General features: G+C 71.2%; 18 protein-coding genes, 2 tRNA genes and 2 pseudogenes. 10 read left to right on the top strand and 12 right to left on the bottom strand.

Features of this window, described 5'->3' with window-relative positions; translation table 11 throughout:
• Window positions 1-27: 27 nt before the first annotated feature.
• The 6 genes and pseudogenes from mreD to folC all read right to left on the bottom strand — a co-directional run bounded on the left by mreD (window position 28) and on the right by folC (window position 5,476).
• Entirely contained in the window at window positions 28-702 is a 675-nt protein-coding gene (mreD, locus tag ACQEVS_RS11535) for a rod shape-determining protein MreD (RefSeq protein ID WP_433027472.1), read from the bottom strand.
• Window positions 703-712: 10 nt separating this feature from the next.
• A complete protein-coding gene (mreC, locus tag ACQEVS_RS11540) occupies window positions 713-1,645 on the bottom strand; it encodes a rod shape-determining protein MreC (RefSeq protein ID WP_433018919.1) in 933 nt (310 codons plus the stop codon).
• 126 nt (window positions 1,646-1,771) lie between these two features.
• Window positions 1,772-2,791, bottom strand: a complete 1,020-nt coding sequence (locus tag ACQEVS_RS11545; RefSeq protein ID WP_004950903.1) for a rod shape-determining protein — start codon at window positions 2,789-2,791, stop codon at window positions 1,772-1,774.
• A 283-nt stretch (window positions 2,792-3,074) separates the two neighbouring features.
• Window positions 3,075-3,488 (bottom strand): nucleoside-diphosphate kinase, encoded by a 414-nt coding sequence (gene ndk, locus ACQEVS_RS11550; protein WP_433018922.1) that lies wholly within the window; start codon window positions 3,486-3,488, stop codon window positions 3,075-3,077.
• 106 nt (window positions 3,489-3,594) lie between these two features.
• Window positions 3,595-3,936 (bottom strand): DUF4233 domain-containing protein, encoded by a 342-nt coding sequence (locus ACQEVS_RS11555; RefSeq protein WP_433018925.1) that lies wholly within the window; start codon window positions 3,934-3,936, stop codon window positions 3,595-3,597.
• A 2-nt stretch (window positions 3,937-3,938) separates the two neighbouring features.
• Window positions 3,939-5,476: pseudogene (gene folC, locus ACQEVS_RS11560) on the bottom strand (bifunctional tetrahydrofolate synthase/dihydrofolate synthase).
• 321 nt (window positions 5,477-5,797) lie between these two features.
• On the opposite strand from folC, the pseudogene ACQEVS_RS11565 reads away from it, so the two are divergent.
• The 5 genes and pseudogenes from ACQEVS_RS11565 to ACQEVS_RS11585 all read left to right on the top strand — a co-directional run.
• Window positions 5,798-6,685 (top strand): annotated as a pseudogene (locus ACQEVS_RS11565) (ATP-binding protein); the annotation flags it as partial.
• Window positions 6,686-6,791: 106 nt separating this feature from the next.
• On the top strand, window positions 6,792-7,472 hold the full coding sequence (locus ACQEVS_RS11570; protein ID WP_185946252.1) for a response regulator transcription factor: 681 nt from the start codon (window positions 6,792-6,794) through the stop codon (window positions 7,470-7,472).
• A 379-nt stretch (window positions 7,473-7,851) separates the two neighbouring features.
• On the top strand, window positions 7,852-8,979 hold the full coding sequence (gene wecB / locus ACQEVS_RS11575; RefSeq protein WP_433018930.1) for a non-hydrolyzing UDP-N-acetylglucosamine 2-epimerase: 1,128 nt from the start codon (window positions 7,852-7,854) through the stop codon (window positions 8,977-8,979).
• Between the two features lie 61 nt (window positions 8,980-9,040).
• Window positions 9,041-10,405 (top strand): glycosyltransferase family 2 protein, encoded by a 1,365-nt coding sequence (locus ACQEVS_RS11580; protein ID WP_433018933.1) that lies wholly within the window; start codon window positions 9,041-9,043, stop codon window positions 10,403-10,405.
• A gap of 168 nt (window positions 10,406-10,573) precedes the next feature.
• Complete coding sequence (locus ACQEVS_RS11585; RefSeq protein WP_433018936.1) at window positions 10,574-11,740, top strand: hypothetical protein; 1,167 nt, start codon at window positions 10,574-10,576, stop codon at window positions 11,738-11,740.
• A gap of 257 nt (window positions 11,741-11,997) precedes the next feature.
• Here the strand turns inward: ACQEVS_RS11585 and ACQEVS_RS11590 are convergent, their stop codons facing one another.
• Entirely contained in the window at window positions 11,998-14,619 is a 2,622-nt protein-coding gene (locus ACQEVS_RS11590) for a valine--tRNA ligase (protein ID WP_433018939.1), read from the bottom strand.
• A 136-nt stretch (window positions 14,620-14,755) separates the two neighbouring features.
• Between ACQEVS_RS11590 and ACQEVS_RS11595 the strand changes: the two genes are divergently transcribed.
• The 4 genes from ACQEVS_RS11595 to ACQEVS_RS11610 all read left to right on the top strand — a co-directional run bounded on the left by ACQEVS_RS11595 (window position 14,756) and on the right by ACQEVS_RS11610 (window position 18,636).
• Window positions 14,756-15,520, top strand: a complete 765-nt coding sequence (locus ACQEVS_RS11595) for a hypothetical protein (RefSeq protein WP_433018942.1) — start codon at window positions 14,756-14,758, stop codon at window positions 15,518-15,520.
• Window positions 15,521-16,021: 501 nt separating this feature from the next.
• Window positions 16,022-16,720 carry a hypothetical protein gene (locus tag ACQEVS_RS11600; RefSeq protein WP_433018945.1) on the top strand — a complete coding sequence of 233 codons (699 nt, stop codon included), beginning with the start codon at window positions 16,022-16,024 and terminating at the stop codon, window positions 16,718-16,720.
• Between the two features lie 41 nt (window positions 16,721-16,761).
• Window positions 16,762-17,730 (top strand): hypothetical protein, encoded by a 969-nt coding sequence (locus tag ACQEVS_RS11605; RefSeq protein WP_433018948.1) that lies wholly within the window; start codon window positions 16,762-16,764, stop codon window positions 17,728-17,730.
• Window positions 17,731-17,796: 66 nt separating this feature from the next.
• Window positions 17,797-18,636, top strand: a complete 840-nt coding sequence (locus ACQEVS_RS11610; RefSeq protein WP_433018951.1) for a hypothetical protein — start codon at window positions 17,797-17,799, stop codon at window positions 18,634-18,636.
• An 86-nt stretch (window positions 18,637-18,722) separates the two neighbouring features.
• Here the strand turns inward: ACQEVS_RS11610 and clpX are convergent, their stop codons facing one another.
• The 5 genes from clpX to ACQEVS_RS11635 all read right to left on the bottom strand — a co-directional run bounded on the left by clpX (window position 18,723) and on the right by ACQEVS_RS11635 (window position 23,686).
• Window positions 18,723-20,015, bottom strand: a complete 1,293-nt coding sequence (clpX, locus tag ACQEVS_RS11615) for an ATP-dependent Clp protease ATP-binding subunit ClpX (RefSeq protein WP_185944964.1) — start codon at window positions 20,013-20,015, stop codon at window positions 18,723-18,725.
• A 191-nt stretch (window positions 20,016-20,206) separates the two neighbouring features.
• Entirely contained in the window at window positions 20,207-20,896 is a 690-nt protein-coding gene (locus ACQEVS_RS11620; RefSeq protein WP_433018955.1) for an ATP-dependent Clp protease proteolytic subunit, read from the bottom strand.
• Window positions 20,897-20,969: 73 nt separating this feature from the next.
• On the bottom strand, window positions 20,970-21,575 hold the full coding sequence (locus ACQEVS_RS11625) for an ATP-dependent Clp protease proteolytic subunit (RefSeq protein WP_051072744.1): 606 nt from the start codon (window positions 21,573-21,575) through the stop codon (window positions 20,970-20,972).
• A gap of 515 nt (window positions 21,576-22,090) precedes the next feature.
• Window positions 22,091-23,467, bottom strand: a complete 1,377-nt coding sequence (tig, locus tag ACQEVS_RS11630; protein ID WP_433018958.1) for a trigger factor — start codon at window positions 23,465-23,467, stop codon at window positions 22,091-22,093.
• A gap of 142 nt (window positions 23,468-23,609) precedes the next feature.
• A tRNA-Pro gene (locus tag ACQEVS_RS11635) sits at window positions 23,610-23,686 on the bottom strand.
• 254 nt (window positions 23,687-23,940) lie between these two features.
• On the opposite strand from ACQEVS_RS11635, the gene ACQEVS_RS11640 reads away from it, so the two are divergent.
• Window positions 23,941-24,011: transfer RNA gene (locus tag ACQEVS_RS11640), tRNA-Gly, on the top strand.
• Window positions 24,012-24,060: the final 49 nt, after the last annotated feature.

Here is a 24,060-nt window from a genome sequence, read left to right on the forward strand (position 1 = left end):
CCGAGGGGCGCGCGAACGGTTCGACTGTCACAGGTGCTTGCCGCCCTTCCACTTGCTCCGCGTCCCCCTCGACAGCCGCGTTCTGCGGATCTGCAGTCCGCCCGGCCCCTTGCCGCGCCCGCGCCCGCCGAGGCCGGACATCCGGCCGTACGCGCCCTCGCCGGCCGCGACGGCGGTGGCGCCCTCGCCGGTGAGCGGGTCGTTCTCGGCCCGCCGCGCCAGCGCCATGATCAACGGCACGGTGAAGGGGGCCAGCAGCAGGTCGTAGAGGGCGGCGGTGAGCAGCAGTCCGGTGAGGCCGACGTGCCGGGCGGCGGTGTCCCCGACCAGGGCGCCCACGCCCGCGTAGAGCAGGGTGGAGACGACGGCCGCGCCGAGGACGACGAGCAGCGGCACGGTGGCCGAGCGCAGCCGCCCGGTCTCCGGCCGGGCCAGCCCGACGAGGTAGCCGACGACGCAGAGCACCAGCGCGTAGCGGCCGGTCGCGTGGTCGGCGGGCGGGGCGAGGTCGGCGAGCAGGCCGGCGCCGAAGCCGACCAGGGCGCCGCCGGTGTGTCCGTAGACCAGGCCGAGGGCGACGACGACGAGGAGCAGCAGGTCGGGGACGGCGCCGGGCAGGTGGAGCCGGGCGAAGACGCTCACCTGGAGGACGAGGGCCACCACCACCAGCGCGGTCGAGAGCAGGATCCGGTTCAGGCGCATGGGCATGGGGTCAGTCCCTGGGTTCGGCGCTCGGCGTCGGGGTGGCCGTGACGGTCACCGTGGGCGTGGGCTTGGGGGCCTCGGGCTTGGGCGGCAGCACGCTGTCGCGCGGGTCGGTCTTGGGCGGTTCGACGACGACGCCCACGAGGTCGAGCTTGCTGAACCCGACGAAGGGGCGCACCTGGAGGGTGCGGGTGAGCCGGCCACCGGAGGGTTCGACGCGGACGACCTCGCCGACGGGGACGCCGGGGACGAACGGCTTGTCCTTGCTGGACCCGAAGGTGACCAGGCGGTCGCCGGGGCGGACCGCGGCCTTGCCGTTGAGCAGTTCGACGCGCAGGCTGCTGTCGCCCTGGCCGCCCGCGAAGCCGATCTCGCCGCTCTTCTCCAGCCGGGTGCCGACGGTGAACTTGGGGTCGGTGACGAGGAGGACGGTCGAGGTGGACGGGCCGACGGTGGTGACGCGGCCGACGAGCCCGTCGCCGTTGAGGACGGTCATGTCGCGCCGGACGCCGTCGTTGCTCCCGAGGTCGATGGTGACGGTCCAGGAGAAGCCCTGGGCCGCTCCTATGGCGATGACCTGGGCGCCCTTGATGCCGTACTGGCCGCGTCCCGCGGTGCCCAGCATCTTGTCGAGCTCGCGGACCCGGGCGTTGTTGCGGTCGTCGCTGCCGAGCCGCTGCTTGAGGGCGGTGTTCTCGCGCTCCAGCCGGGTGATCCGGTCGCTGCGGCCGCCCGAGTCGCGGACGGCGGCGGCCGCGTCGGCGACCGGGTCGACGATCCCGGCGACGCCCTTCTCCACCGGCCCGAAGGCGGTGGCGGCGGCGCGCCGGGCGCCGTCGAGCGGGGACCGGTCGCCGCCCCGGATGTCGACCGTGATCAGCGCGAACGCGACGGCGATCAGCAGTACCAACAGCAGCCGGCTCTCTCGTGTGTCCCTCACGTGCGGCGGCATGCCCTTCTCGTCGGGTCTCCTGTGACCGGCGGGCCGGGCGGACGCCGGTCACCGGCAGCAGCGTTCTGCCTGTATATCAGGTTGTTTCCGCCGGGCGGCGGCGCCGGGGGCGGGTCACCTGCGGGGCTGTGCGTCCAGCACCTGCTGGAGGGCCTCGAACTCCTCCACGCACTTGCCGGAGCCGAGCGCGACGGAGTCCAGCGGGTCCTCGGCGATGTGGATCGGCATGCCGGTCTCCCGGCGCAGCCGCTCGTCCAGGCCGCGCAGCAGGGCGCCGCCGCCGGTGAGCACGATGCCGCGGTCCATGACGTCGCCGGAGAGCTCGGGCGGGCACTTGTCGAGGGTGGTCTTGACCGCGTCGACGATGGAGTTGACCGGTTCCTCGATGGCCTTGCGGACCTCGGCGGCGGAGATGACGACGGTCTTGGGCAGGCCGCTGACCAGGTCCCGGCCGCGGATCTCGGTGTGCTCGTCCTGCTCCAGGTCGTAGGCCGACCCGATGGTGATCTTGATCTGTTCGGCGGTGCGCTCGCCCAGCAGGAGGCTGTACTCCTTCTTGATGTGCTGGATGATCGCGTTGTCCAGCTCGTCGCCCGCGACGCGGATGGACTGGGCGGTGACGATGCCGCCGAGGGAGATCACGGCGACCTCGGTGGTGCCGCCGCCGATGTCGACGACCATGTTGCCGGTGGCCTCGTGGACCGGGAGGCCCGAGCCGATCGCGGCGGCCATGGGCTCCTCGATGATGTGCACCTGCCGGGCGCCGGCCTGGGTGCTGGCCTCGATCACCGCGCGCCGCTCCACGCCGGTGATGCCGGAGGGGACGCAGACGACCACGCGGGGGCGGGCCATCCAGCGGCGCTTGTGGATTTTGAGGATGAAGTAGCGGAGCATCCGCTCGGTGATCTCGAAGTCGGCGATGACGCCGTCCTTCAGGGGGCGGACCGCCACGATGTTGCCGGGCGTCCGCCCGATCATCTTCTTCGCCTCGGCGCCGACCGCGAGGATGCCGCCCGTGTTCGTATTGATGGCGACGACGGACGGTTCGTTGAGGACGATCCCGCGGCCTCTGACGTACACCAGCGTGTTGGCGGTCCCGAGGTCGACAGCCATGTCACGGCCGATGAACGACATGTTGTTCCCCATGAGGATACGTCTGGCCTTCCCAGCTGGAGCGATTGCTTACTTGAGGTCGGCAGGTGGTGCGCTGCGGGGCGCGGAAGCTCTCATCGTAGTCTCGCCGACGGAAAGCGACGCGACAGCTGCTCCGCCATTGTCGGCGGAACGCGAGCCCGCCCCGGTAATGGTGACGTCGTGTCGGAGTGAGAGGTTCCCCCGATCGCCACGCATATGTCGGAGGGCGACCGAAAAGAAATCGGTCGCCCCTGATCAGAATGGGAGCCGGCCTGATCCGGTATCAGCCGTGGTCGGGAAAGAAAATCTTGATTTCCCGCTCGGCGGACTCCACCGAGTCCGAGGCATGGATGAGGTTCTCGCGCGTGATGGTGCCGAAGTCACCACGGATGGAACCCGGGGCGGCCGAAATCGGGTCGGTCGGACCCGCCAGCGCCCGGACGCCCTCGATGACGCGCTCGCCCTCGACGACCATGGCGACGACCGGACCGGACGACATGAACCCCATCAGCGGCTCGTAGAAGTCGCGGCCGACGTGCTCGGCGTAGTGCTGTTCGAGGACGGCACGGTCCAGGGTGCGCAGCTCCAGCGCGCTGATCGTCCAGTTCGCCTTCCGCTCGATGCGGGCGACGATCTCGCCCACGAGCTTGCGGGCGACCGCGTCGGGCTTCAAGAGGACGAGGGTGCGCTGGCTCATACTGCGGCTCCTTGCGGAAGATCGTGTGTGTGGGGCCAGAGGGTACAGGGGCGCGGGGGGCCCGCCGTCACCCGGTGGGCCGGCCACCCCGCGAGGGCACGCGCCGCTACGACGCCTCGGCCTCCGCCGCGAACCGCGCCTTCGCCGCGTCGATCTTCCGTCCGAAGTGCACCGACGCCCACCACAGGGCGCCGAAGATCAGCCCCAGGGCGAACATCAGCGGCACCACGAAGCCGCTCGCGACCAGCCCGACCTGGAGCAGCCAGCCGAGCTGCACCCCGCCGGGGCGGGTGATCATCCCGCACAGCACCACGCTGAGCAGCATCGCCGTCCCGCTGACCACCCAGACCGTCCCGGTGGACAGGTCCTCGTTCTTCATGGCCACCAGCCCGGCGAAGCCGATGATGAAGAATTCACCGATCAGGGTGCTCGCGCACAGCGTCCGCATGGTCAGTCCCTCCCGAGCAGCAGCAGGCGGGCGTCGCCCACCGTGAAGACCGAGCCGGTCACCAGGACGCCGGCGCCGGCGTACTCGCCCTCCTCCTCGGCGAGCGTGATCGCCGCCTCCAGGGCGTCGTCCAGCCGCGGCTCCACCTGGACCCGCTCCTCGCCGAAGACCTCGACGGCGAGCGCGGCCAGCTCGTCGACGTCCATCGAGCGGTCGGTGGAGTTGCGGGTGACGACGACCTCGGCGAAGACCGGTTCGAACGCTTCCAGCACCCCGCGCACGTCCTTGTCGGCGCTGGTGCCCACGACGCCGATCAGCCGGCTGAAGCCGAACGCCTCGGTGACCGCCTCGGCCGCCGCACGGGCGCCCGCCGGGTTGTGCGCGGCGTCCAGGACGACCGTGGGGCTGCGGCGGACCACCTCCAGCCGGCCCGGCGAGGTGACGGAGGCGAAGGCGCGGCGGACCACGTCGATGTCCAGGGTGCGGGCGTGCTGCGAGCCGATGCCGAAGAACGCCTCGACCGCCGCCAGCGCCACGGCGGCGTTGTGCGCCTGGTGGGCGCCGTACAGCGGCAGGAAGACCTCGGGGTACTCGCCGCCGAGACCGCGCAGGGTGAGCAGCTGGCCGCCGACCGCGACCTCGCGGGCGACGACGCCGAACTCCATGCCCTCGCGGGCGACCGTGGCGTCCACCTCGACGGCGCGCTTCAGCAGCACCTGGGCGGCGTCCACCGGCTGCTGGGCGAGGACGACGGTGGCGTCCTGCTTGATGATCCCGGCCTTCTCCAGGGCGATCTCGCCGGGGGTCGAGCCGAGCCGGTCGGTGTGGTCCAGCGCTATCGGCGTCACCACGGCGACCGTGCCGTCCACCACATTGGTGGCGTCCCAGGTGCCGCCCATGCCGACCTCGACCACCGCGACGTCCACCGGGGCGTCGGCGAAGGCGGCGAACGCCATGCCGGTGAGCACCTCGAAGAAGGACAGCCGGAAGTCCTCGCGCTCGTCGACCATCCGCACATAGGGCTCGATGTCCCGGTACGTCTCGACGAACCGCTCGGCGCTGATCGGCGCGCCGTCCAGGCTGATCCGCTCCAGGTAGGTCTGCACGTGCGGGCTGGTGTAACGGCCGGTGCGCAGGTCGAAGGCGCTCAGCAGGGCCTCGATCATGCGGGCGGTGCTGGTCTTGCCGTTGGTGCCGGTGATGTGGATGGACGGGTACGCGTGCTGGGGCTGGCCCAGGACGTCCATCAGCTTCCGGATGCGCTCCAGCGACGGGTCGAGCTTGGTCTCCCCCAGCGGCCCGCCAGCTCGGCCTCCACCTCGCGCAGCGCCCGCTCGACCTCGGGGTCGGCGGGGCGGGCGGGGATGCCGTCGCCCTGCGGCGGGCCGGCCTGGGCGCGCAGGGTGCGGCTGCCGGCCTCGATCACCGCGAGGTCGGGGTCTCGGTCGGTCTCGGCGTCGACGATCTCCTCGAACCGGTCGCTGCCGGGTCTGTTCTCGCCGAGGTCGTCGTGGTCGTCGTTCTGGGGGCGCTCGCTCACGCCGCCCAGTCTACGGAGCCGGGGCGGTGCGCCGGGGCGGGGGCCGAGGTCCGGGAAGCGCTGCGGGAGCGTTATGTTCCGCTTTGCCCTACGGTTTTAGTGCGGATTTCGATTGATTGCGGAGGGATTCACCGGAGACGTCCGTGGGAGCGGGTGAGAAACATGGCCTCCGAGGACCGTGATCTGCTCCAGGCCGTTCTGGAGGCCCTGCCCGCCGGCGCCCTGCTGCAGAGCCCCGCCGACGAGATCCTCGCCGTCAACCGCCTTTTCGCCCGCATGTTCGACCTCGAAGGGCGGGTCGACCTCTCCCGGGGCGCCCCGATGCGCCCGGTCGTCCCCCTGGTCCGCGCCCATTTCGCCCCCGGCTACACCGGCACCGGCAGCCCCGGCGAGATCCTGGCCCGCCGGCCCGTCCACCGGGAGGCCGAGATCCCGCTCGCCGACGGGCGCGTCGTCCGCCGCGAGGTGGAACCCCTGCGCCACGACGGCACCTACCTCGGCGCCCTGTGGTCCTTCACCGACATCACCGACCGCAAACGCCGCGAACACGACCTCGAACGGGACAACGTCGCCCTCACCGAGCTCGCCCGGCAGCGCAACGCCTTCACCGCCGCCGCCTCCCACGAGCTCCGCACCCCGCTCACCACCGTCATCAGCTTCGGCGAACTCCTCGTCGACCCGGCGTTCGGCGCCCTCACCGACCAGCAGCGGGCCTTCGTGGACGCCATCCGCCGCAACGGCGAACGGATGCAACGCGTCATCGCCGACCTGCTGTTCACCACCCGGATGCGGGCCACCGGGCCGGAGCTGGAGTTCGGCTGGGTGGACGTGCCGGACATGCTGCGCGACGCCGTCCTGGAATCCCTCTGCGTCCCGGCCGACGCCCCCGGGCCGGTCTTCACCGTCCTGCGCTGCACCCCCGGACCGCCCCTGCGCGGCGACCGCCACCGGCTCCGGCACGTGCTCGGGAACCTGCTGGAGAACGCCGCCAAGTTCACCCCGCCCGACGGCCGGATCACCGTCACCGCCGCGCCGCACGGCGAGCACTGGGAGATCGAGGTCGCCGACACCGGCATCGGCATACCCGAGGCCGCCCGCGAGGAGATCTTCACCGGCTTCGTCCGCGCCGCCAACGCCCGCTCCGGCGGCTACCCCGGCACCGGCCTCGGCCTGGCCATCGGCCGCACCCTCGTCGAACTGCACGGCGGCACGCTGACCGCGGGCGGTACGGAGGGCGAGGGCGCGGTCTTCCGCCTCCTGCTGCCCGTGGCGGGCCCCCGGGCGCGACCGCGTCCGGCGCCGAGGAGGACGTCCCATGACCCGCATCCTCGTCGTCGAGGACGACCCCGACCTGGCCCTCGCCCTGCGCGTCCTGCTCGAACGCGCCGGCCACACCGTGATCCCCGCCGACGACGGCCGCGAGGCGCTGCGGCTCCTCTTCGCCGAACGCCCCGCCTTGGTGATCCTCGACATCGGGCTCCCCGAACTGGACGGCTGGGAGGTCCTGGAACGCACCCGCGACCTCAGTGACCTCCCCGTCCTCCTGCTCACCGCACGCGGCGCCGAGACCGACCGCGTACGCGGCCTGCGCTCCGGCGCCGACGACTACCTCCCCAAGCCCTTCGGCAACGAGGAGCTCCTCGCCCGCGTCGAAGCCCTGCTCCGCCGCGCCGCCCCCGCCCGCTGGGCCGGCGAGTCCTTCGACGACGGCCTCCGCCTCGTCCCCGAGCGCCGCTCCGCCGTCTGGCAGGGCCAGGAGGCCCGCCTCAGCGACATCGAGTACCGCCTCCTCCAGATCCTCGTCCGCAACCGCGGCCGCGTCATCACCACCGAACAGCTCCTCGACCGCGTCTGGGACGACCACGCGGCCACGGGCCGCGAACGCGTGAAGTTCGCCGTCCTGCGGCTGCGACGCAAGCTGCGGCAGGCGGCGGGGGACGAGGCGGCGGATCCGGTGGAGGCGGTGCGGGGGCTGGGGTACCGGTACCGGACGTAGTCCGGGGGGTGCCCCGGTCCCTCCCCCAAAGGGGGCACCCCCATTCACCGTTTCTCGCGGGGGCAGGCCCCCGCACCCCCGAAGCGCCCTGCGGGCTCCCCCAGAGGGGGTGCCCCCAGAGGGGTGCCCCCAGTCCTCAAACGCCGGACGGGCTGATATTCAGCCCGTCCGGCGTCTGAGGACGAGCGGCGAAGCCGCGACAAGCGGGGGCTGGGGCGCAGCCCCAGGAAACGGTGAAAGGGAGGGACCGGGGCACCCCACCCGGGACGAAAGTCCCGATCCGAACCCGCAACCGTCGAGCAACCGGCACTCATCCGGGCCCGCAACCGACCCACCCCACTCTCGAGGCTGCCCAGTCCCCGCAGCCTCAGGAGACCCCGTGCCCGCGTCCCTGCCCACCCGCAGCATCGCCCTGGTCCTCGGCACCCGCCCAGAACTCATCAAGCTCACGGACCTGGCCCGTCTCCTCGGCCCCGCCGCCCACCTCGTCCACACCGGCCAGCACTACGACGAGAACCTCTCGGGCCGCTTCCTGACGGAACTGGGCCTCCCGCAGCCCACCCTCCTCACCGGCGTCGGCGGCAAGCCCCGCGCCGTACAGATCTCCGCCGCCCTGGAGCAGCTCGACGAGCTGTTCACCGCCGAGCCGCCGCTCGCCGTCGTCGTCCAGGGCGACACCAACGCCGCCCTGGCCGGCGCGCTGGCCGCCAACGCCCGGGGCATCCCGCTGGTGCACGTGGAGGCCGGCCTGCGCAGCCACGACCGGAACATGCCGGAGGAGCACAACCGCGTCCTCATCGACCGCGTCGCGGACGTGCTCTGCGCGGCCACCGAGGACAACCGCGCCAACCTCCTCGCCGAGGGCCTGGAGGACGCCCGGATCGCCGTCACCGGCAACACCGTCGTCGAGGCCGTCCGCAACCAGCTCCCGGCCGCCGACGCGCGCGCCGCCCTGCTGGACGCGCACGGCCTGACCGCCGACGGCTACGTCCTGGCCACCGTGCACCGCCCGGAGAACACCGACGACCCCGCCGCCCTGCGCGCGATCCTCACCGAGCTCGCCGCGCTCGTCACCGGCGACCGCCCGGTCCTGCTGCCGCTGCACCCCCGCACCCGCGCCCGGATCGAGGCGGCCGGCCTCACCGCTCTCCTCACGCCGCTGACGGTGACCGCGCCGCTCGGCTACTCCGAGTTCCTGGCGCTGGCCCGGCACGCGGCGCTGCTGGTGTCCGACTCCGGCGGCATCCAGGAGGAGTGCACGGTCCTCGGCCGCCCGCTGGTGGTCGTCCGGCGCTCCACGGAGCGGCCAGAGGCGATGACCGACTTCGCGGAGCTCGTCGTTCCGGGCCCGGCGATCGGCGCGGCCGCGCGCCGGCGGCTCGCGGAGGGCCCCGAGGGCCTCGCCCGCCTCGCCGCGCTGCCCAGCCCGTTCGGCGACGGTCTCGCCTCGGAGCGGATCACGGCGCTGCTGGCCGGGATCGCGACGCCGGTGCGCCTGGCGGCTTGAGCGCCCCAGCACCGGCCCCGCCACCACCGCCCGCTCTCCCGTCGCCCCACCAGGACTCCGCGTGTTCCAGCACCCCTTCTTCCTCATATTCCCCTTCTTCCTCCTCGCCTGCTTCCTCCTCTACTGGGCGGGCGCCCGCCACGCCTACACCCGCCGTCCGCTCGCCGAGCACGGCGACCCGAACGCCTTCGACTGGCACTTCTTCGTCCCCTGCCGGGACGAGGAGGCCGTGGTCGCGACGACCGTCGGCCGGCTGCGCGCCGACCACCCCCGGGCGCACGTCTGGGTCATCGACGACGACAGCGACGACCGCACCGGCGCGATCGTCGCCGAGCTCGCCGAGCGCGACCGCCGCGTCCACCTGGTGCGCCGACACCGCCCGGAGGCCCGGCAGGGCAAGGGCGCTGCGCTCAACGCCGCGTACGACGAGCTGAACCAGTTCCTGTCCCGGGACACCGACCGCGAGCGGGTCGTCGTCTGCGTCGTCGACGCCGACGGGCAGCTGGACCCCAACGCCCTGAACGTCGTCAGCGGCCCGCAGGGCTTCGGCGACCCCGAGACCGGCGGCGTCCAGGTCAGCGTCCGGATGCGGAACACCGAGGACGAGCGCCCGCTGCCGGACCGCGGCCGGGCGCGGAACGCCGTCGCGCGCCTCCTGGTGCGCATGCAGGACATGGAGTTCTCCGTCTCCAACGCCGGGATGCAGCTGCTCCGGGCCCGTACCGGCTCCGTCGGCCTGGGCGGCAACGGGCAGTTCACCCGCCTCGCCTCGCTCGACCGGATAGCCGCGGCCGAGCGGCGGCCCTGGAAGCGCGGCGCCCTGCTGGAGGACTACGAGCTGGGCCTGCACATGATCCTCACCGGTGACCGGATCAACCACCTTGCCGACACCTGGGTCTCCCAGGAGGGGCTGCCGCACGGCCGCCGTTTCCTCACCCAGCGCACCCGCTGGGCGCAGGGCAACCTCCAGTGCGTCCGCTACGCGCCGCGCATCATCTCCTCGCGCCACTACGGCGGCCGCGGCATCCTGGAGACCCTCTACACCTTCCTCCAGCCGGTCGCCCACCTGGTGACGCTCGCGCTGTGCGCCGTCATGTTCGCGCTGCTGGGCCTGACCGCGGCCGAGGACGGCGTGGACGCGGCGTTCGGCGGGATGCTGGCGCTGTGGCCGCTGGTCCTCGCGCTGGCCGTCGTCTCCGTGCTGCCGTTCGTGCTGTGGGGCCCGGTCTACCGCCGGGACCGCGCCGACGACCGCTCGCTGCTCACCGCCCTGCTGTGGGGGCTGGCCCTGTGGCTGTACGCCTACCACCTCTTCCCGGCGTCGGCCCGCGGTTTCGTGCGGATGCTGCGCGGCCGCAACGGCTGGGCGAAGACCCGCCGCAACGCGGAGGCGACGGACTCCGGACCGGTCGCCATCGAGGCTTGAGTTCGAACACAGTTTGGAACGCGGTGTTCCGCTGCTCACATCGGCCGCCCGGAGGGCAACCTCCGGGCGGCTTCCGCCATCTGACCGCCGGTGACAGTTGTGCCCGGACCCGACGGTGGCCGGGTGGTGGACGGGAGCGTTGTGCGGATACCGGAACTCAGCACGCGGATGCACTTGCTGTTGCTCACCGCGTGGGCCGCGCTCTGGTTCGTGGTCGTGGAACCGAGCGGCGGCTTCTCCTGGCACTACCTGCGCACGGGCGGCGAACTGATCTACGACGGCTCGTCCGGCGACGGCGGCCTCAACCTCTACGCCCGCCACCCCGAGCTTCAGATGGGGCCCATCAGCTTCCTGGTGGCCGGGCTGTTCAACCCCTTCCCCGCCGAGGTCGGGCAGGTGCTCGCCGAGGCGTTCATGTCGGTGCTCGGCCTGGTGGTCCTGGTGCTCACCGGGCGCAGCGCCGCCCGGCACTTCCTGGGCACCGGCACCAACCACCAGCGGCTGCGGCGGCGCGTCCTCATCGCCGGCCTCGCCTTCATCCCGATGTGGATCGAGGTCTCGGTCCGCTTCGCCCATCTCGACGACGTGCTGGCGCTGTTCTTCACCGCCCTCGCCGTCCGTTCCATGACGCGCTGCGACGCGGCGGCCACCGGCATCTGGATGGCCTTCGCCCTGGACTCCAAGCCCACCGCGCTGGCCTTCGTCCCGCTCCTGCTGGCGCTGCCGAAGGAACGCTGGCTGCGGGCCGGGCTCTGGTGTGCCGCCCTGGTCGCCGTCGCCTGGGTGCCGTTCTTCCTCGTCGACGCGCACTCCTTCGCCGCCGCCGAGTTCACCATCCCCAACAACCCGGCGTCCGCCCTCCGCTGGCTCGGCGCCAACGACCCCGAGACCCCGAGCTGGGCCCGCCCGGCCCAGGCCGCCCTCGGCCTCTTCCTCGGCACCGTCGCCGTCTGGCGCGGCCGCTGGGCGGCGGTCGTCCTGCTGGGCGCCAACGCGCGCATCGTCCTCGACCCGAGCGTCTACACGTACTACACGGCGTCCGTACTGCTCGGCACGCTGCTGTGGGACGTGTGCGGGCAGCGGCGGCTGGTGCCGCTGTGGAGCTGGCTGGCGTTGGTGGCGCTGTACGGGAGTGTGTTCGTCGTCCACGACGATGCGGCGCGGGGCTTCATCCGGTTGGCCTTCGTCGTCGTGTCGACGGCGTACGTTCTGTTCGCGCCGGTGCGTGACCGGCGGCGCCGCTCGCCCGATCGCGCTGAGCTGCACGACGAGCCCGTCGAGGGCCCGTGGGGGCCGATGTGGGATCCGGGGCGGTCGCGACCGTGGTCGCGGTGAGGTGCCCCGACCCCGCCCTTTCACCGTTTCCTGCGGGAGGGCCCGCGCCCCGGCATCGCGGCTTCGCCGCGAGGTCCTCAAACGCCGGACGGGCTGGATATCGCGCCCGGGCGCGCACTTCAGCCCGTCCGGCGTTTGAGGACAACCGCGCGAAGTGCGGTTTCGGGGGTGCGGGGGCGCAGCCCCCGCAAGAAACGGGAAGGGGCGGGACAGGGGCACACCCCCATCCCGCCCCAGCCAGGGCCGAACCCTAACCCCTACGCGCCCGGCAGCCCGTCGAGCTGGGCCTTGATCCGCTCGATGTCAGCCTCAGCCTTCGCAAGCCGCGTACGAATCTTCTCGACGGCCGCTTCGGCCGCCTTCGCCAGGAACGCCTCGTTCCCAAGCTTGGCCGTCGCCTGGGACTTCTCCTTCTCCGCCGCCGCCAACGCCTTGGCAAGCCGCTTCCGCTCCGCCTCGACGTCGATCGTCCCAGACAGGTCCAGGGAGACCGTCGCACCGGCGATCGTCAGGTTGGCGGTGGCCTGGAAGCCGTCTTCGGCAGGCTGGAGCCGCAGGAGCTGCCGAATGGCACCCTCATGCGCGGCCAGAGCCGTGCCTTCCAGAGCGAGCCGCGCGGGCACCCGCTGCCCCGGCTGGAGCCCCTGGTCGGCGCGGAACCGCCGGACCTCGGTGATCACCTGCTGGAGGTTCTCGATCTCCGCCTCGGCCGCCGCGTCCCGGAATCCGCTGTCGGTCGGCCAGTCGGCGACGACGAGCGACTCCTTGCCGGTGAGGGTCGTCCACAGCGCCTCGGTGACGAAGGGGACGATCGGGTGGAGCAGCTTGAGGGTGACGTCCAGGACCTCGCCGAGGACGCGCGCCGACACCTTCGCCTGCTCGCCGCCGCCCATGAACGTGGTCTTGGACAGCTCGACGTACCAGTCGAAGACCTCGTCCCACGCGAAGTGGTAGAGGGCGTCCGAGACCTTGGAGAACTGGTAGTCCTCGTAGTACGCGTCCACCTCGGCGACGGTCGCGTTCAGCCGGGAGAGGATCCACCGGTCGGTGGCCGACAGCCGCTCGGCCGCCGGGAGTTCGCCCTCGACCGTCGCGCCGTTCATCAGCGCGAACCGCGTCGCGTTCCAGATCTTGTTGGCGAAGTTGCGGGACGCCTGGACCCAGTCCTCGCCGATCGGCACGTCCGTACCGGGGTTGGCGCCCTTGGCCAGGGTGAAGCGGACGGCGTCGGAGCCGTACGCGTCCATCCAGTCCAGCGGATCGACCACGTTCCCGAAGGACTTGGACATCTTCTTGCCGCGCTCGTCGCGCACCAGGCCGGTGAGGGCGATGGTGTGGAACGGCGCGACGCCGTCCATCGCGTAGAGGCCGAACATCATCATCCGGGCGACCCAGAAGAAGATGATGTCGTGGCCGGTGAGCAGGACGTCGGTGGCGTAGAACTTCGCCAGGTCCGGCGTCTTCTCCGGCCAGCCGAGCGTGGAGAACGGCCACAGGCCGGAGGAGAACCAGGTGTCGAGGACGTCGGTCTCCTGGTGCCAGCCCTCGCCGGACGGCGGCTCCTCGTCCGGGCCGACGCAGACGACCTGGCCCTCGGGGCCGTACCAGACCGGGATGCGGTGCCCCCACCACAGCTGACGCGAGATGCACCAGTCGTGCATGTTGTCGACCCAGTCGAAGTAGCGCTTCGACATGTCCTCCGGGTGGATCTTCACCCGGCCGTCGCGGACCGCGTCGCCGGCGGCCTGCGCCAGCGGGCCGACCTTGACCCACCACTGCATGGACAGCCGCGGCTCGACGGTCGTGCTGCACCGGGAGCAGTGGCCGACGGAGTGGACGTACGGGCGCTTCTCGGCGACGATCCGGCCCTGCTCGCGCAGCGCGCCGACGATCGCCGAGCGCGCCTCGAAGCGGTCCAGGCCGAGGAACGGGCCGTGCACGGTGATGACGCCGTGCTCGTCCATGACCGTCATCGACGGCAGGCCGTGGCGCTGGCCGATGGCGAAGTCGTTGGGGTCGTGCGCCGGGGTCACCTTGACGGCGCCGGTGCCGAACTCCGGGTCGACGTGCGTGTCGGCGACGACGGGGATCGTGCGGTCCGTCAGCGGCAGCTTGATCTGCTTGCCGACGAGGTGCGCGTACCGCTCGTCCTCCGGGTGGACGGCGACGGCCGTGTCACCGAGCATCGTCTCGGCGCGGGTGGTGGCGACGACCAGCGACTCCTCGCCCTCGCCGTACCGGATGGAGACGAGCTCGCCGTCGTCCTCCTGGTACTCCACCTCGATGTCCGAGATGGCCGTGAGACAGCGGGGGCACCAGTTGATGATGCGCTCGGCGCGGTAGATCAGCTCGTCGTCGTAGAGCTTCTTGAAGATCGTCTGGACGGCCTTGGACAGGCCCTCGTCCATGGTGAAGCGCTCGCGCGACCAGTCGACGCCGTCGCCGAGCCGGCGCATCTGGCCGAGGATCTTCCCGCCGTACTCCTCCTTCCACTGCCAGACGCGCTCGGTGAACGCCTCCCGGCCGAGGTCGTGGCGGGACTTGCCCTCCTCGGCGAGCTGCTGCTCGACCTTGTTCTGCGTGGCGATGCCGGCGTGGTCCATGCCCGGCAGCCACAGCGCCTCGTAACCCTGCATCCGCTTGCGGCGGGTGAGGGCGTCCATCAGCGTGTGCTGGAAGGCGTGGCCCAGGTGGAGCGAGCCGGTGACGTTGGGCGGGGGGATGACGATCGTGTACGGCTTCTTATCGCTCGTCGCGTCGGCCGTGAAGTAGCCCCGCTCTACCCAGCGCTCGTACAGCGGCCCCTCTACTTCGGCCGGCGCGTACTGGGTCGGCAGTTCGGGGACGCTGTCGTGTTGCTGCTGAGTGTTCTCGGTCACGGGGGAAATTCTACGGGGCCCGGGCGGCCCGGCACGAACCCGTTTGCCCCTGACATGACCCGGAACCCGACCCTGAGCACGGTCGGGGGAAAATGCCACAAACGCCGCACCGGCCCCATGAAGAACGGCACGCACGATGAACACGCCCCTCCCGACCGCTCCTCCCCTGCACCAGCAGCCCCCGCCGCGCCGCGGCGGAAGGCGCCGGACGGCCCTCCTAGCCGGCAGCGCGGCCCTCCTGATCGCGGGCGCGGCCGTGGGCGGCGTCCTCTGGCTCCGGGACGGCGACGGCGGTGATGGCACGGAGCCGTACACCGTCGCCCTGCCCGACCGCCTCCTCGACGGCGCGTACAAGAAGGAGCCCGTCCGGCCCGGCGACGCCGACGGGACCGAGGACCTGACCGGCGACGCGCAGGCCGGGAAGCTGGGCATCGCCCACGGCAAGGGCTTCATGGGCGGCTACGTCAACGACAAGAAGCAGAAGCTGAACATCTACGGGGCGAGCGGCGACATCGCCGACCCACGCAAGACGCTCGACGCGCTGGTGGCCATGGCGGACGAGGGCACCGCGAAACATCCGGCCGCAGCGGCCGACGGCGGGCGCCGCACCGTCACCCCATGGACCGAGTTCCACCCGTCGGGTTCCCGCGGCGTGTTCGTGAAGTGCACGTCCTCGAAAAGCGCGAGCAGAACGGGCGCCATCTCCGTCAGGCTGGGCATCAGCCAGTGCTTGTGGGCGGACCACAGTGCCGTGGGCAGCGTGCAGCACACGGTGCTGGCCTTCGAGGGCCTGCCGTCCAACGTCCGGAACACCCCGGGTGCCACCGGTGACGTGATGTCGGCCGAGGAGCTGTCCGAGGCGACGGTTAAGGTGCGGGACGAAGCGCGCGGCAAGAAGTAGGAGCGCGCAGTAAGAAACGGCGACCGCGGGGAGCGGTCGTGACGGGGGGAGAAGACGCGATGAGTCGCATCCGGTTGCCCGGATCCGGGCGCCCACGCTCGTGTGCCGCGGCCGGCCCCACACCCCCGGCCGCCGCTCCCTCGCCTGCCCGCGCGGCGGGCGTGCCGCATCCGTACGGCTGTGCCGAAACCGTTGCCGACCCGAGGTAAAGCCGGGATAAGGCATCGGAAAAGATGACGCGGAACGCCGCCCCATCCCCCCACACGTCGAGAGAGAACACCGACACACCATGAGCTTCAACCAGCCGGGCCCTTACGGCCAGCCCCCACAGCAGCCGCACCCCCCGCAGGGCCCCAACCCCTACGGCCAGGGCGGCGCCCCCGGCCAGCCCGGTTACGGCTACCCCCGCCCCCGCAGCAGCCCGGCCCGTACGGCGCGCCCCCGCCCCAGCCGGGCCCCTACGGCCAGCCCCCGCAGCACCCCTACGGCCAGCAGCCCGGCATGCCCGGCCCGTACCCGCCGCCGATCCCCCCGCAGAGCGGCGGCAAGGGCAAGACGATCGGCATCGTCCTCGTCATCGTCCTGGTGATCGGCGCCCTCGCGGGCGGCGGTTACATGCTCCTGGGCAAGGGCGGCGGGGGTGGCTCCTACACGATCGTGCTGCCGGAGAAGCTGCTGGACGGGAAGTACACCAAGAAGTCGGGATCCGACTCCAACGGGCCCAAGAAGACCAACGACGACAAGACGCGGGAACACGGCCTCACCAACGCCGAAGCCGTGGCCGCCGCCTACACCAGTGACGCCAAGGTGAACCTCAACGTCCACGGGATCTACGGCGACGTGTCGGACCCGAAGAAGGCGGTCAACGACATGATTGCCGACCTGGACAAGAGCTCGCCCGGCTCGCGGTTCGAAACCGTGACGCCTTACACGGAGTTCCACCCCTCCGGCTTCGACGGCGCGGTGTTGAAGTGCAACCTCAAGAAGATGACCTCCAGCTACGGCTCCTACAGCAGCGAGTCGCGGATCAGCCAGTGCCTCTGGGGTGACGGCAGCACCTTGGGGATCGTGGTCAACAGCTCGTCCAAGAGCAACTCCTCCTTCAGCTCGAGCACCGGCTCCACCGCCGACGCCATGACCGCCGAGGAACTGGCCGAGGCCACCGCGAAGATCCGCAACGAGGTCCGCAAGGAGAAGTAGCAAGCGCCGCAAGGCGATCGGTCCCGAAGGGAAAGAAAGACATGAGCTCAGACCAGCCCAACCCGTACGGTCAGCCGACCCCGCCCGACCCCTACGGGCAGGGCGCCGGTGCGCCGGGCGGGCAGCCGGGCTACGGCTACCCTTCGGGACAACCGCCATACCCGCAGCAGCCGAACCCGTACGGGCAGCCCCCACAGCAGCCGCCGGTGAGCCCCTACGGGCAGCCGCCGCAGCCCGGCCCCTACGGCCCGTACGGCGGGTACGGCGCGTACCCGCCGCCCATACCCCCGCAGCGCTCCGGCAAGGGCAAGGCGATCGGGATCACCGTCGGCGTGCTGGCCGTCGTGGGCGCGCTCGTCGTCGGCATGGTGCTCTTCAGCAAGAGCAGTGGCGGCGGTTCCGTGCCCGACGACGGGAAGCGGTACACGCTGAGGGCTCCGGCCACGGTGCTCGGGGATTACAGGAAGGACCCCAGCGAAACCGCCAAGGGCTTCGGGCCCGACGGCAAGGAGAAGGCCGAGGCGTTGGGCGTCGCCGACGCGGAGAAGGCGGGCGCCGGCTACGAGTCCGGCTCGGGCTTCTCCCAGAAGTACCTGTTCTTCAACGGCGTCTACGGGAAGATCAAGAACCCGGAGAGGACCCTCGACCGGCTCTTCGACCTGATGGGCGCATCCCTCAAGGAGAAGTCCGAGGCCGAGAAGGGTGAACTCGTGGGCAGCCCCGAGAAGGTCACCCCGCAGGGGCTCGGAAACGCCGTGATGAAGTGCCAGTACGTGAGGACCGCCGGCGCCGGCGCCTCCTCCGGCGGAAGCGGAACCCCCGGAGCCCCCGGGGCCCCCTCCGGCTTCAAGGCGCCCCTCTGTGCCTGGGCCGACCACAGCACCACCGCCATCGTCATGCACGTCGATGTGACGTCCGCCTTGGGCGGCGGTGACAGCATGTCCCTCCGGCAGGCGGCCGAGCAGGCCGTGAAGCTCCGCGACGAGGTCCGGGTCGAGGCGGGCGCCTGACGTGACCGGGCCCGCATGGGACGCACTAGCGTGACGGGTGATCACCGAGCACCTCAAGGAGCCCCCATGCCGGCCCTCGCCCCGTCGTCCCCCCGCCCCCGCGTCCTCTACGTCACCGACCTCGCCTACGAGGCCAAGGGGCGCCGGTACTGCGACGAGGACATCTTCCTCACCTCCCGGCTCCGCGAGTGGTTCGACGTCGCGCTCTGCCACCCGCTGGACGCCGTCGCGCTGATGGACGGATTCGATCTCGTCGTCGTCCGCAACAGCGGACCGGTGCTCAACTACCAGGCCGCGTACGACCACTTCCGCGCCGAGGCCGCCCGCCGGGGCACGCGGGTGCACAACAAGCTCACCGGCAAGGGCGACATGGCGGGCAAGCGGTACCTGCTCGACCTCACCGCCGCGGGGTACCCGGTCATCCCGACCGTCGACCGGGCGGCGGACGTCGGCCGCCTCCCGGTCGTCGACGAGTACGCGGTCAAGCCCAAGCTGGGCGCCGACTCGATAGGTCTGGAGTTCGTGCCCCGCGAGCGGCTGACGGAAGGCATCGCGGACGGCGAGGTCCTCGTCCAGCCGCGGATCCGCTTCGCGTACGAGGTGTCGTTCTACTTCGTCGACGACACCTTCCAGTACGCGCTGTACGCCCCCGACCCGGACCGCCGCTGGGACCTGGAGCCCTACGAGGCCACCGACGCCGACCTCGCGTTCGCCCGCCGCTTCGTCGAGTGGAACGGCACCGACCACGGCATCCAGCGCGTCGACGCCTGCCGTACGCCCGAGGGCGGGCTGCTCCTCGTCGAGTTGGAGGACCTCAACCCGTACCTCTCCCTGGACCTGCTGCCGGGCGCCACCCGCGACGCGTTCGTCGACGCCCTGGCCGCTTCCCTGCGCAGGGCTCTCTAACCGCAGGGCACGGCACGGCACACGACAAAGCGCCCGGCCGCCGGTTCGGAAACCGGCGGCCGGGCGCCCGCGAAGACCGCCGAGCGCTACGCGCTCTTCTCGTGCCGCTCCCCCGAGCCCGGCTCGTTGCCCCGGGTGCGCGGCACCAGGGTGGGGTTGACGTTCGACTGCACGACGTCCGCCGTGATGACGACCCGGGCGACGTCCTTGCGGGACGGCACCTCGTACATCACCGACTGGAGGACCTCCTCCATGATGGCCCGCAGGCCCCGCGCGCCCGTGCCCCGCAGGATCGCCTGGTCGGCGATGGCCTCCAGCGCCGGGCGGTCGAAGTCCAGCTCCACGCCGTCGAGTTCGAAGAGGCGCTGGTACTGCTTGACCAGCGCGTTGCGCGGCTCGACGAGAATCTTCAGCAGGGCCGCGCGGTCCAGGTTGTGGACGCTGGTGATCACCGGCAGCCGGCCGATGAACTCGGGGATCATGCCGAACTTGACCAGGTCCTCCGGCATGACCTCCTGGAACTGGTCGCTCGCCTCGATCTCGCGCTTGGAGCGGATCGTCGCGCCGAAGCCGATGCCCTTGGCACCCGCCCGCGACTCGATGATCTTCTCCAGGCCGGAGAACGCGCCGCCCACGATGAACAGCACGTTCGTCGTGTCGATCTGGATGAACTCCTGGTGCGGGTGCTTCCGGCCGCCCTGCGGGGGCACCGACGCCGTGGTCCCTTCCAGGATCTTCAGCAGCGCCTGCTGCACACCCTCGCCGGAGACGTCCCGGGTGATCGACGGATTTTCGCTCTTTCGGGCGACCTTGTCGATCTCGTCGATGTAGATGATGCCGGTCTCGGCCTTCTTGACGTCGTAGTCGGCGGCCTGGATCAGCTTCAGCAGGATGTTCTCGACGTCCTCGCCCACGTAGCCCGCCTCGGTCAGCGCCGTGGCGTCCGCGATGGCGAACGGGACGTTCAGCATGCGGGCGAGCGTCTGCGCCAGCAGCGTCTTGCCGGACCCGGTGGGGCCGAGCAGCAGGATGTTGGACTTGGACAGCTCGATGGCGTCGTCACGGTCGCGCCCGCCGGCCTCGCCGGCCTGGACGCGCTTGTAGTGGTTGTAGACGGCCACCGAGAGGGCCTTCTTGGCGGCCTCCTGGCCGACGACGTAACCCTCGAGGAACTCGTAGATCTCCCGGGGCTTGGGCAGTTCCTCCCAGCGCACCTCGGAGGTCTCCGCGAGCTCTTCCTCGATGATCTCGTTGCAGAGGTCGATGCACTCGTCGCAGATGTACACACCAGGACCCGCGATGAGCTTCTTCACCTGCTTCTGGCTCTTCCCGCAGAACGAGCACTTGAGCAGGTCGCCGCCGTCACCGATGCGTGCCACGAGGTGCTTCCCCTTCGCCTGGGATCCGCCTTGCTCTGCGAACCCGAGTGCTTGCCTATCGACGGTACCTTGCCGGGCCCCCGTGCGGGCCCCCCTCGCACCTACTCGGCCAAGGGGGGTACCGGCGGCGCGGTGTCCGGGAGGCCCGGGAGCCCGCCGCCGGCCGGTCCCCGGACCGTCACGTCAGAACGTCAGACCGCGACGGACGACTTGCGCGTCGAGACGATCTGGTCCACGAGACCGTACGCCAGCGCGTCCTCGGCCGTGAGGATCTTGTCGCGCTCGATGTCGTCGCGGATCTTCTCGATCGGCGTGGTGGAGTGCTTGGCCAGCATCTCCTCCAGCTGCGTCCGCATCCGCATGATCTCGTTCGCCGCGATCTCCAGGTCGGAGAGCTGCTCGCGGCCCGTCTGGCTGGACGGCTGGTGGATCAGGACACGGGCGTTGGGCAGCGCCATGCGCTTGCCCGGGGTGCCGGCGGCCAGCAGGATCGCCGCGGCGGAGGCGGCCTGGCCCATGCAGACCGTCTGGATGTCCGGCTTCACGAACTGCATCGTGTCGTAGATGGCGGTCAGCGCGGTGAACGAGCCGCCGGGCGAGTTGATGTAGATCGAGATGTCCCGGTCGGGGTCCATCGACTCCAGGCACAGCAGCTGCGCCATCACGTCGTTGGCGGAGGCGTCGTCGATCTGCACGCCCAGGAAGATCACGCGCTCCTCGAAGAGCTTCGCGTACGGGTCGTACTCGCGGACGCCCTGGGAGGTGCGCTCGACGAAACGGGGGACGACGTAACGACTCTCGGCGGGCAGGCCGGAGAACTGCGCCTGCGGGCCCATGTGGAGGCCGCTGCCGGGGAAGTTGTTCATGCGGGTGTTCACCATCCTGATGGCGGTCGTTGGCTGGGATTCGACGGTCGGGCGGTACTCCCGGGGACCGGCCCCCGGGCTCCGGGGCTCAGGCCCCGGTGCCGCCGCCGCCCGGAACGCCGGAGGCGTGCGTGATGATCTCGTCGATGATCCCGTACGCCTTCGCCTCCTCCGCGCTGAACCAGCGGTCGCGGTCGCCGTCACGGATGATCGTTTCGACGGTCTGGCCGGTGTGGTGGGCGGTGATCTCCGCCATGCGCTTCTTGGTGCGGAGCAGCTGCTCGGCCTGGATCTTGATGTCCGAGGCGGTACCGCCGAGACCCGCGGAACCCTGGTGCATCAGGATGTCGGTGTTGGGCAGCGCGAAGCGCTTGCCCGGGGTGCCACCGGTCAGCAGGAACTGGCCCATCGAGGCCGCCAGGCCCATGCCGATGGTGACCACGTCGTTCGGGATGTACTGCATGGTGTCGTAGACCGCCATGCCGGCCGTCACCGAGCCGCCGGGGCTGTTGATGTAGAGGTAGATGTCCTTGTCGGGGTCGGCGGCAAGGAGCAGCAGCTGAGCCGTGATCTTGTTGGCGATGTCGTCGTCGACCTGCTGGCCCAGGAAGATGATCCGCTCGTCGAGCAGTCGGCTGTAGACCTGGTCGCCGAGGCCACCACCGATGGAAGGACCGCCGGCGGCGGAAGGCATCAGATTCGTCACGTGATCCACCTGCTCGTCTCTGACGGCAACGGGCCGTCTCCGCGTCTTCTCTCGGGGCCGGGGGGCTTCGGGCCGGTAGGGTCCGGCGCGCTCAAAGTCTCCCCTGCCCTCGTATCTACGGACCCTAACGCGCTGGTCGGCGGGCGCCATCCCGCATGAGGAACTGTTCGCTCTGAGCGCATGTTCCGGGCGGTACGGGCCCTGTCGAGTGCGGCCGGTACGGCCCCGCGGGTCCCGGTCGGTACAGCCCCGCGGCTCCGGCCGCTGTGGCCTTGCGAGTCCGGCCGGTACGACCCCGCGGAGTCACCGCCCACGGCGCCCGGGCCGCCGGGCACGCCCCCGCGTGCACGCGGTCCGGCGCCCGGAGCCAGGACGGGCCCGGACACGGCCCGCGCCGGCCGGCGGCGGGGTCATGTCCGGGCCCGTCCCGGAAGGCCGTCCCCGCGGCCGCCGCACCCGGGGGCGCGGCGGTCGCGGAGCGCGGCCGGTGGGCGTTCGGGGGCTCAGCCCTCGTTCTTCGCCTCGGCGCCCTCGGCGGCGGCCTCGGTGGCCTCGGCGGCCTCGTCCTCGCCGTCCTCCAGGTCGACGACCTCGCCGTTGGAGTCCTTGACCGTGGCGGCCTCGACGACGGTCGCGAGGGCCTTGCCGCGGGCGACCTCACCGACGAGCATCGGGACCTGGCCCTGCTCGACGACGGCCTGGGCGAACTGGTCGGGGCTCATGCCGGAGGACTGGGCACGGCGCATCAGGTGCTCGGTGAGCTCGTCCTGGCCGACCGACAGCTTCTCCTTGTTGACGATCTCGTCGAGGACGAACTGGGTGCGGATGCCCTTCTCGGCCTGCTCCTTGAGCTCGGCGTCGAACTCCTCGGCGGTCTTGCCCTGGATCTCCAGGTACTTCGCCAGGGTGAGGCCCATCTGGCCCAGCTGGTGGTGCTCCAGGTTGTGCTTCCGAGTGTTGATCTCGTCCTCGAGCAGCTTCTCCGGCATCGGGACCTCGACCAGCTTCAGGAGCTCCTCGAGCACCTTCTCCTGGGCCTGGGTGGCCTGGTCGAACTTCTTCATCCGGGCGAGGCGCTCACGGCTGTCGGCCTTGAGCTCCTCCAGCGTGTCGAACTCGCTCGCGAGCTGGGCGAACTCGTCGTCCAGGGCGGGCAGTTCGCGGGACTTCACCGCGGTGACGTCGACCTTGACCTCGGCCTCCTTGCCCTCGGCGCTGCCGCCCTTGAGCTCGGAGGTGAAGGTGGCGGAGGCGCCGGCCTCCAGGCCGGTGACGGCCTCGTCGATGCCGTCGAGCAGCTGGCCGGAGCCGATGGTGTAGTCGACGCCCTTGGCGACGCCGTCCTCCAGCACCTCGCCGTCGACCTTGGCCTCCAGGTCGAGGGTGACGATGTCGCCCTCGGCGGCGGCGCGCTCGACCGGGGAGGTGGTGGCGAAGCGCTCGCGGAGCTGCTCGACCGACTTCTCCACGTCCTCATCGGTGACCTCGACGGCGTCGACGGTGACCTCGATGCCGGAGTAGTCCGGGATCTCCAGGGCGGGACGGATGTCGACCTCGGCGGTGAAGGTCAGCAGCTCGCCGTCCTTCAGCTCCGTGATGTCCACCTCGGGCTGGCCCAGCGGGTTCAGCTCACCCTCGTTGACGGCCTCGGTGTAGAACTTCGGGAGGGCGTCGTTGACGGCCTCCTCCAGCACCGCACCGCGGCCGAAACGCTGGTCGATGACCCGGGCCGGGATCTTGCCCTTCCGGAAGCCAGGCACCGAGACCTGCTGGTTGATCTTCTTGTACGCCGCGTCGAGGCTGGGCTTGAGCTCCTCGAAGGGCACCTCGACAGTGAGCCGAACCCGGGTCGGGTTCAGGGTCTCCACGGCGCTCTTCACGGTTCGGTCTCCTTGGGGCTGACTTCGGGTTTTTCTGCCGAGGTTCTGCTGAGCCTCAGCCGATCGCGCCCGGTAGTAGAGACACAGACGCGCAACCTGCATAGTAACCGCACGCAGGATGAGCCCCACAAGGCGATCTTGCTGGTCGGGGTGGCCGGATTCGAACCGACGACCTTCCGCTCCCAAAGCGGACGCGCTACCAAGCTGCGCCACACCCCGTCGGTGCGACACGTAGGGTACATGCCCCCGGGAGCGTGGACCGACCTTTGACCGCGCCGTGACCGCGGGCATGCTCGGCCATGACCATGGCAGTGACCACGAGGGTTGCCCGTGAGGCAAACGGGGTGGAGGGGGCGGGCGTGTGCCGTCGCGGGCCCCGAGGGGCGGGGCCGGCACCGGGTGTGCGGCGAGGGGCCGGGACCCGCTACGATGCACGTCAGTGCCGCGCCCCCCTCGGGGTGAAAACGGCACGCGCGGGCGTAGCTCAATGGTAGAGCCCCAGTCTTCCAAACTGGCTACGCGGGTTCGATTCCCGTCGCCCGCTCGGACGACGCCCCCGGCCATCGGCCGGGGGCGTTTCTCGTGTGCCGAGC

It is taken from the genome of Streptomyces sp. CA-181903, from assembly GCF_050937075.1.
Lineage (GTDB): Bacteria > Actinomycetota > Actinomycetes > Streptomycetales > Streptomycetaceae > Streptomyces.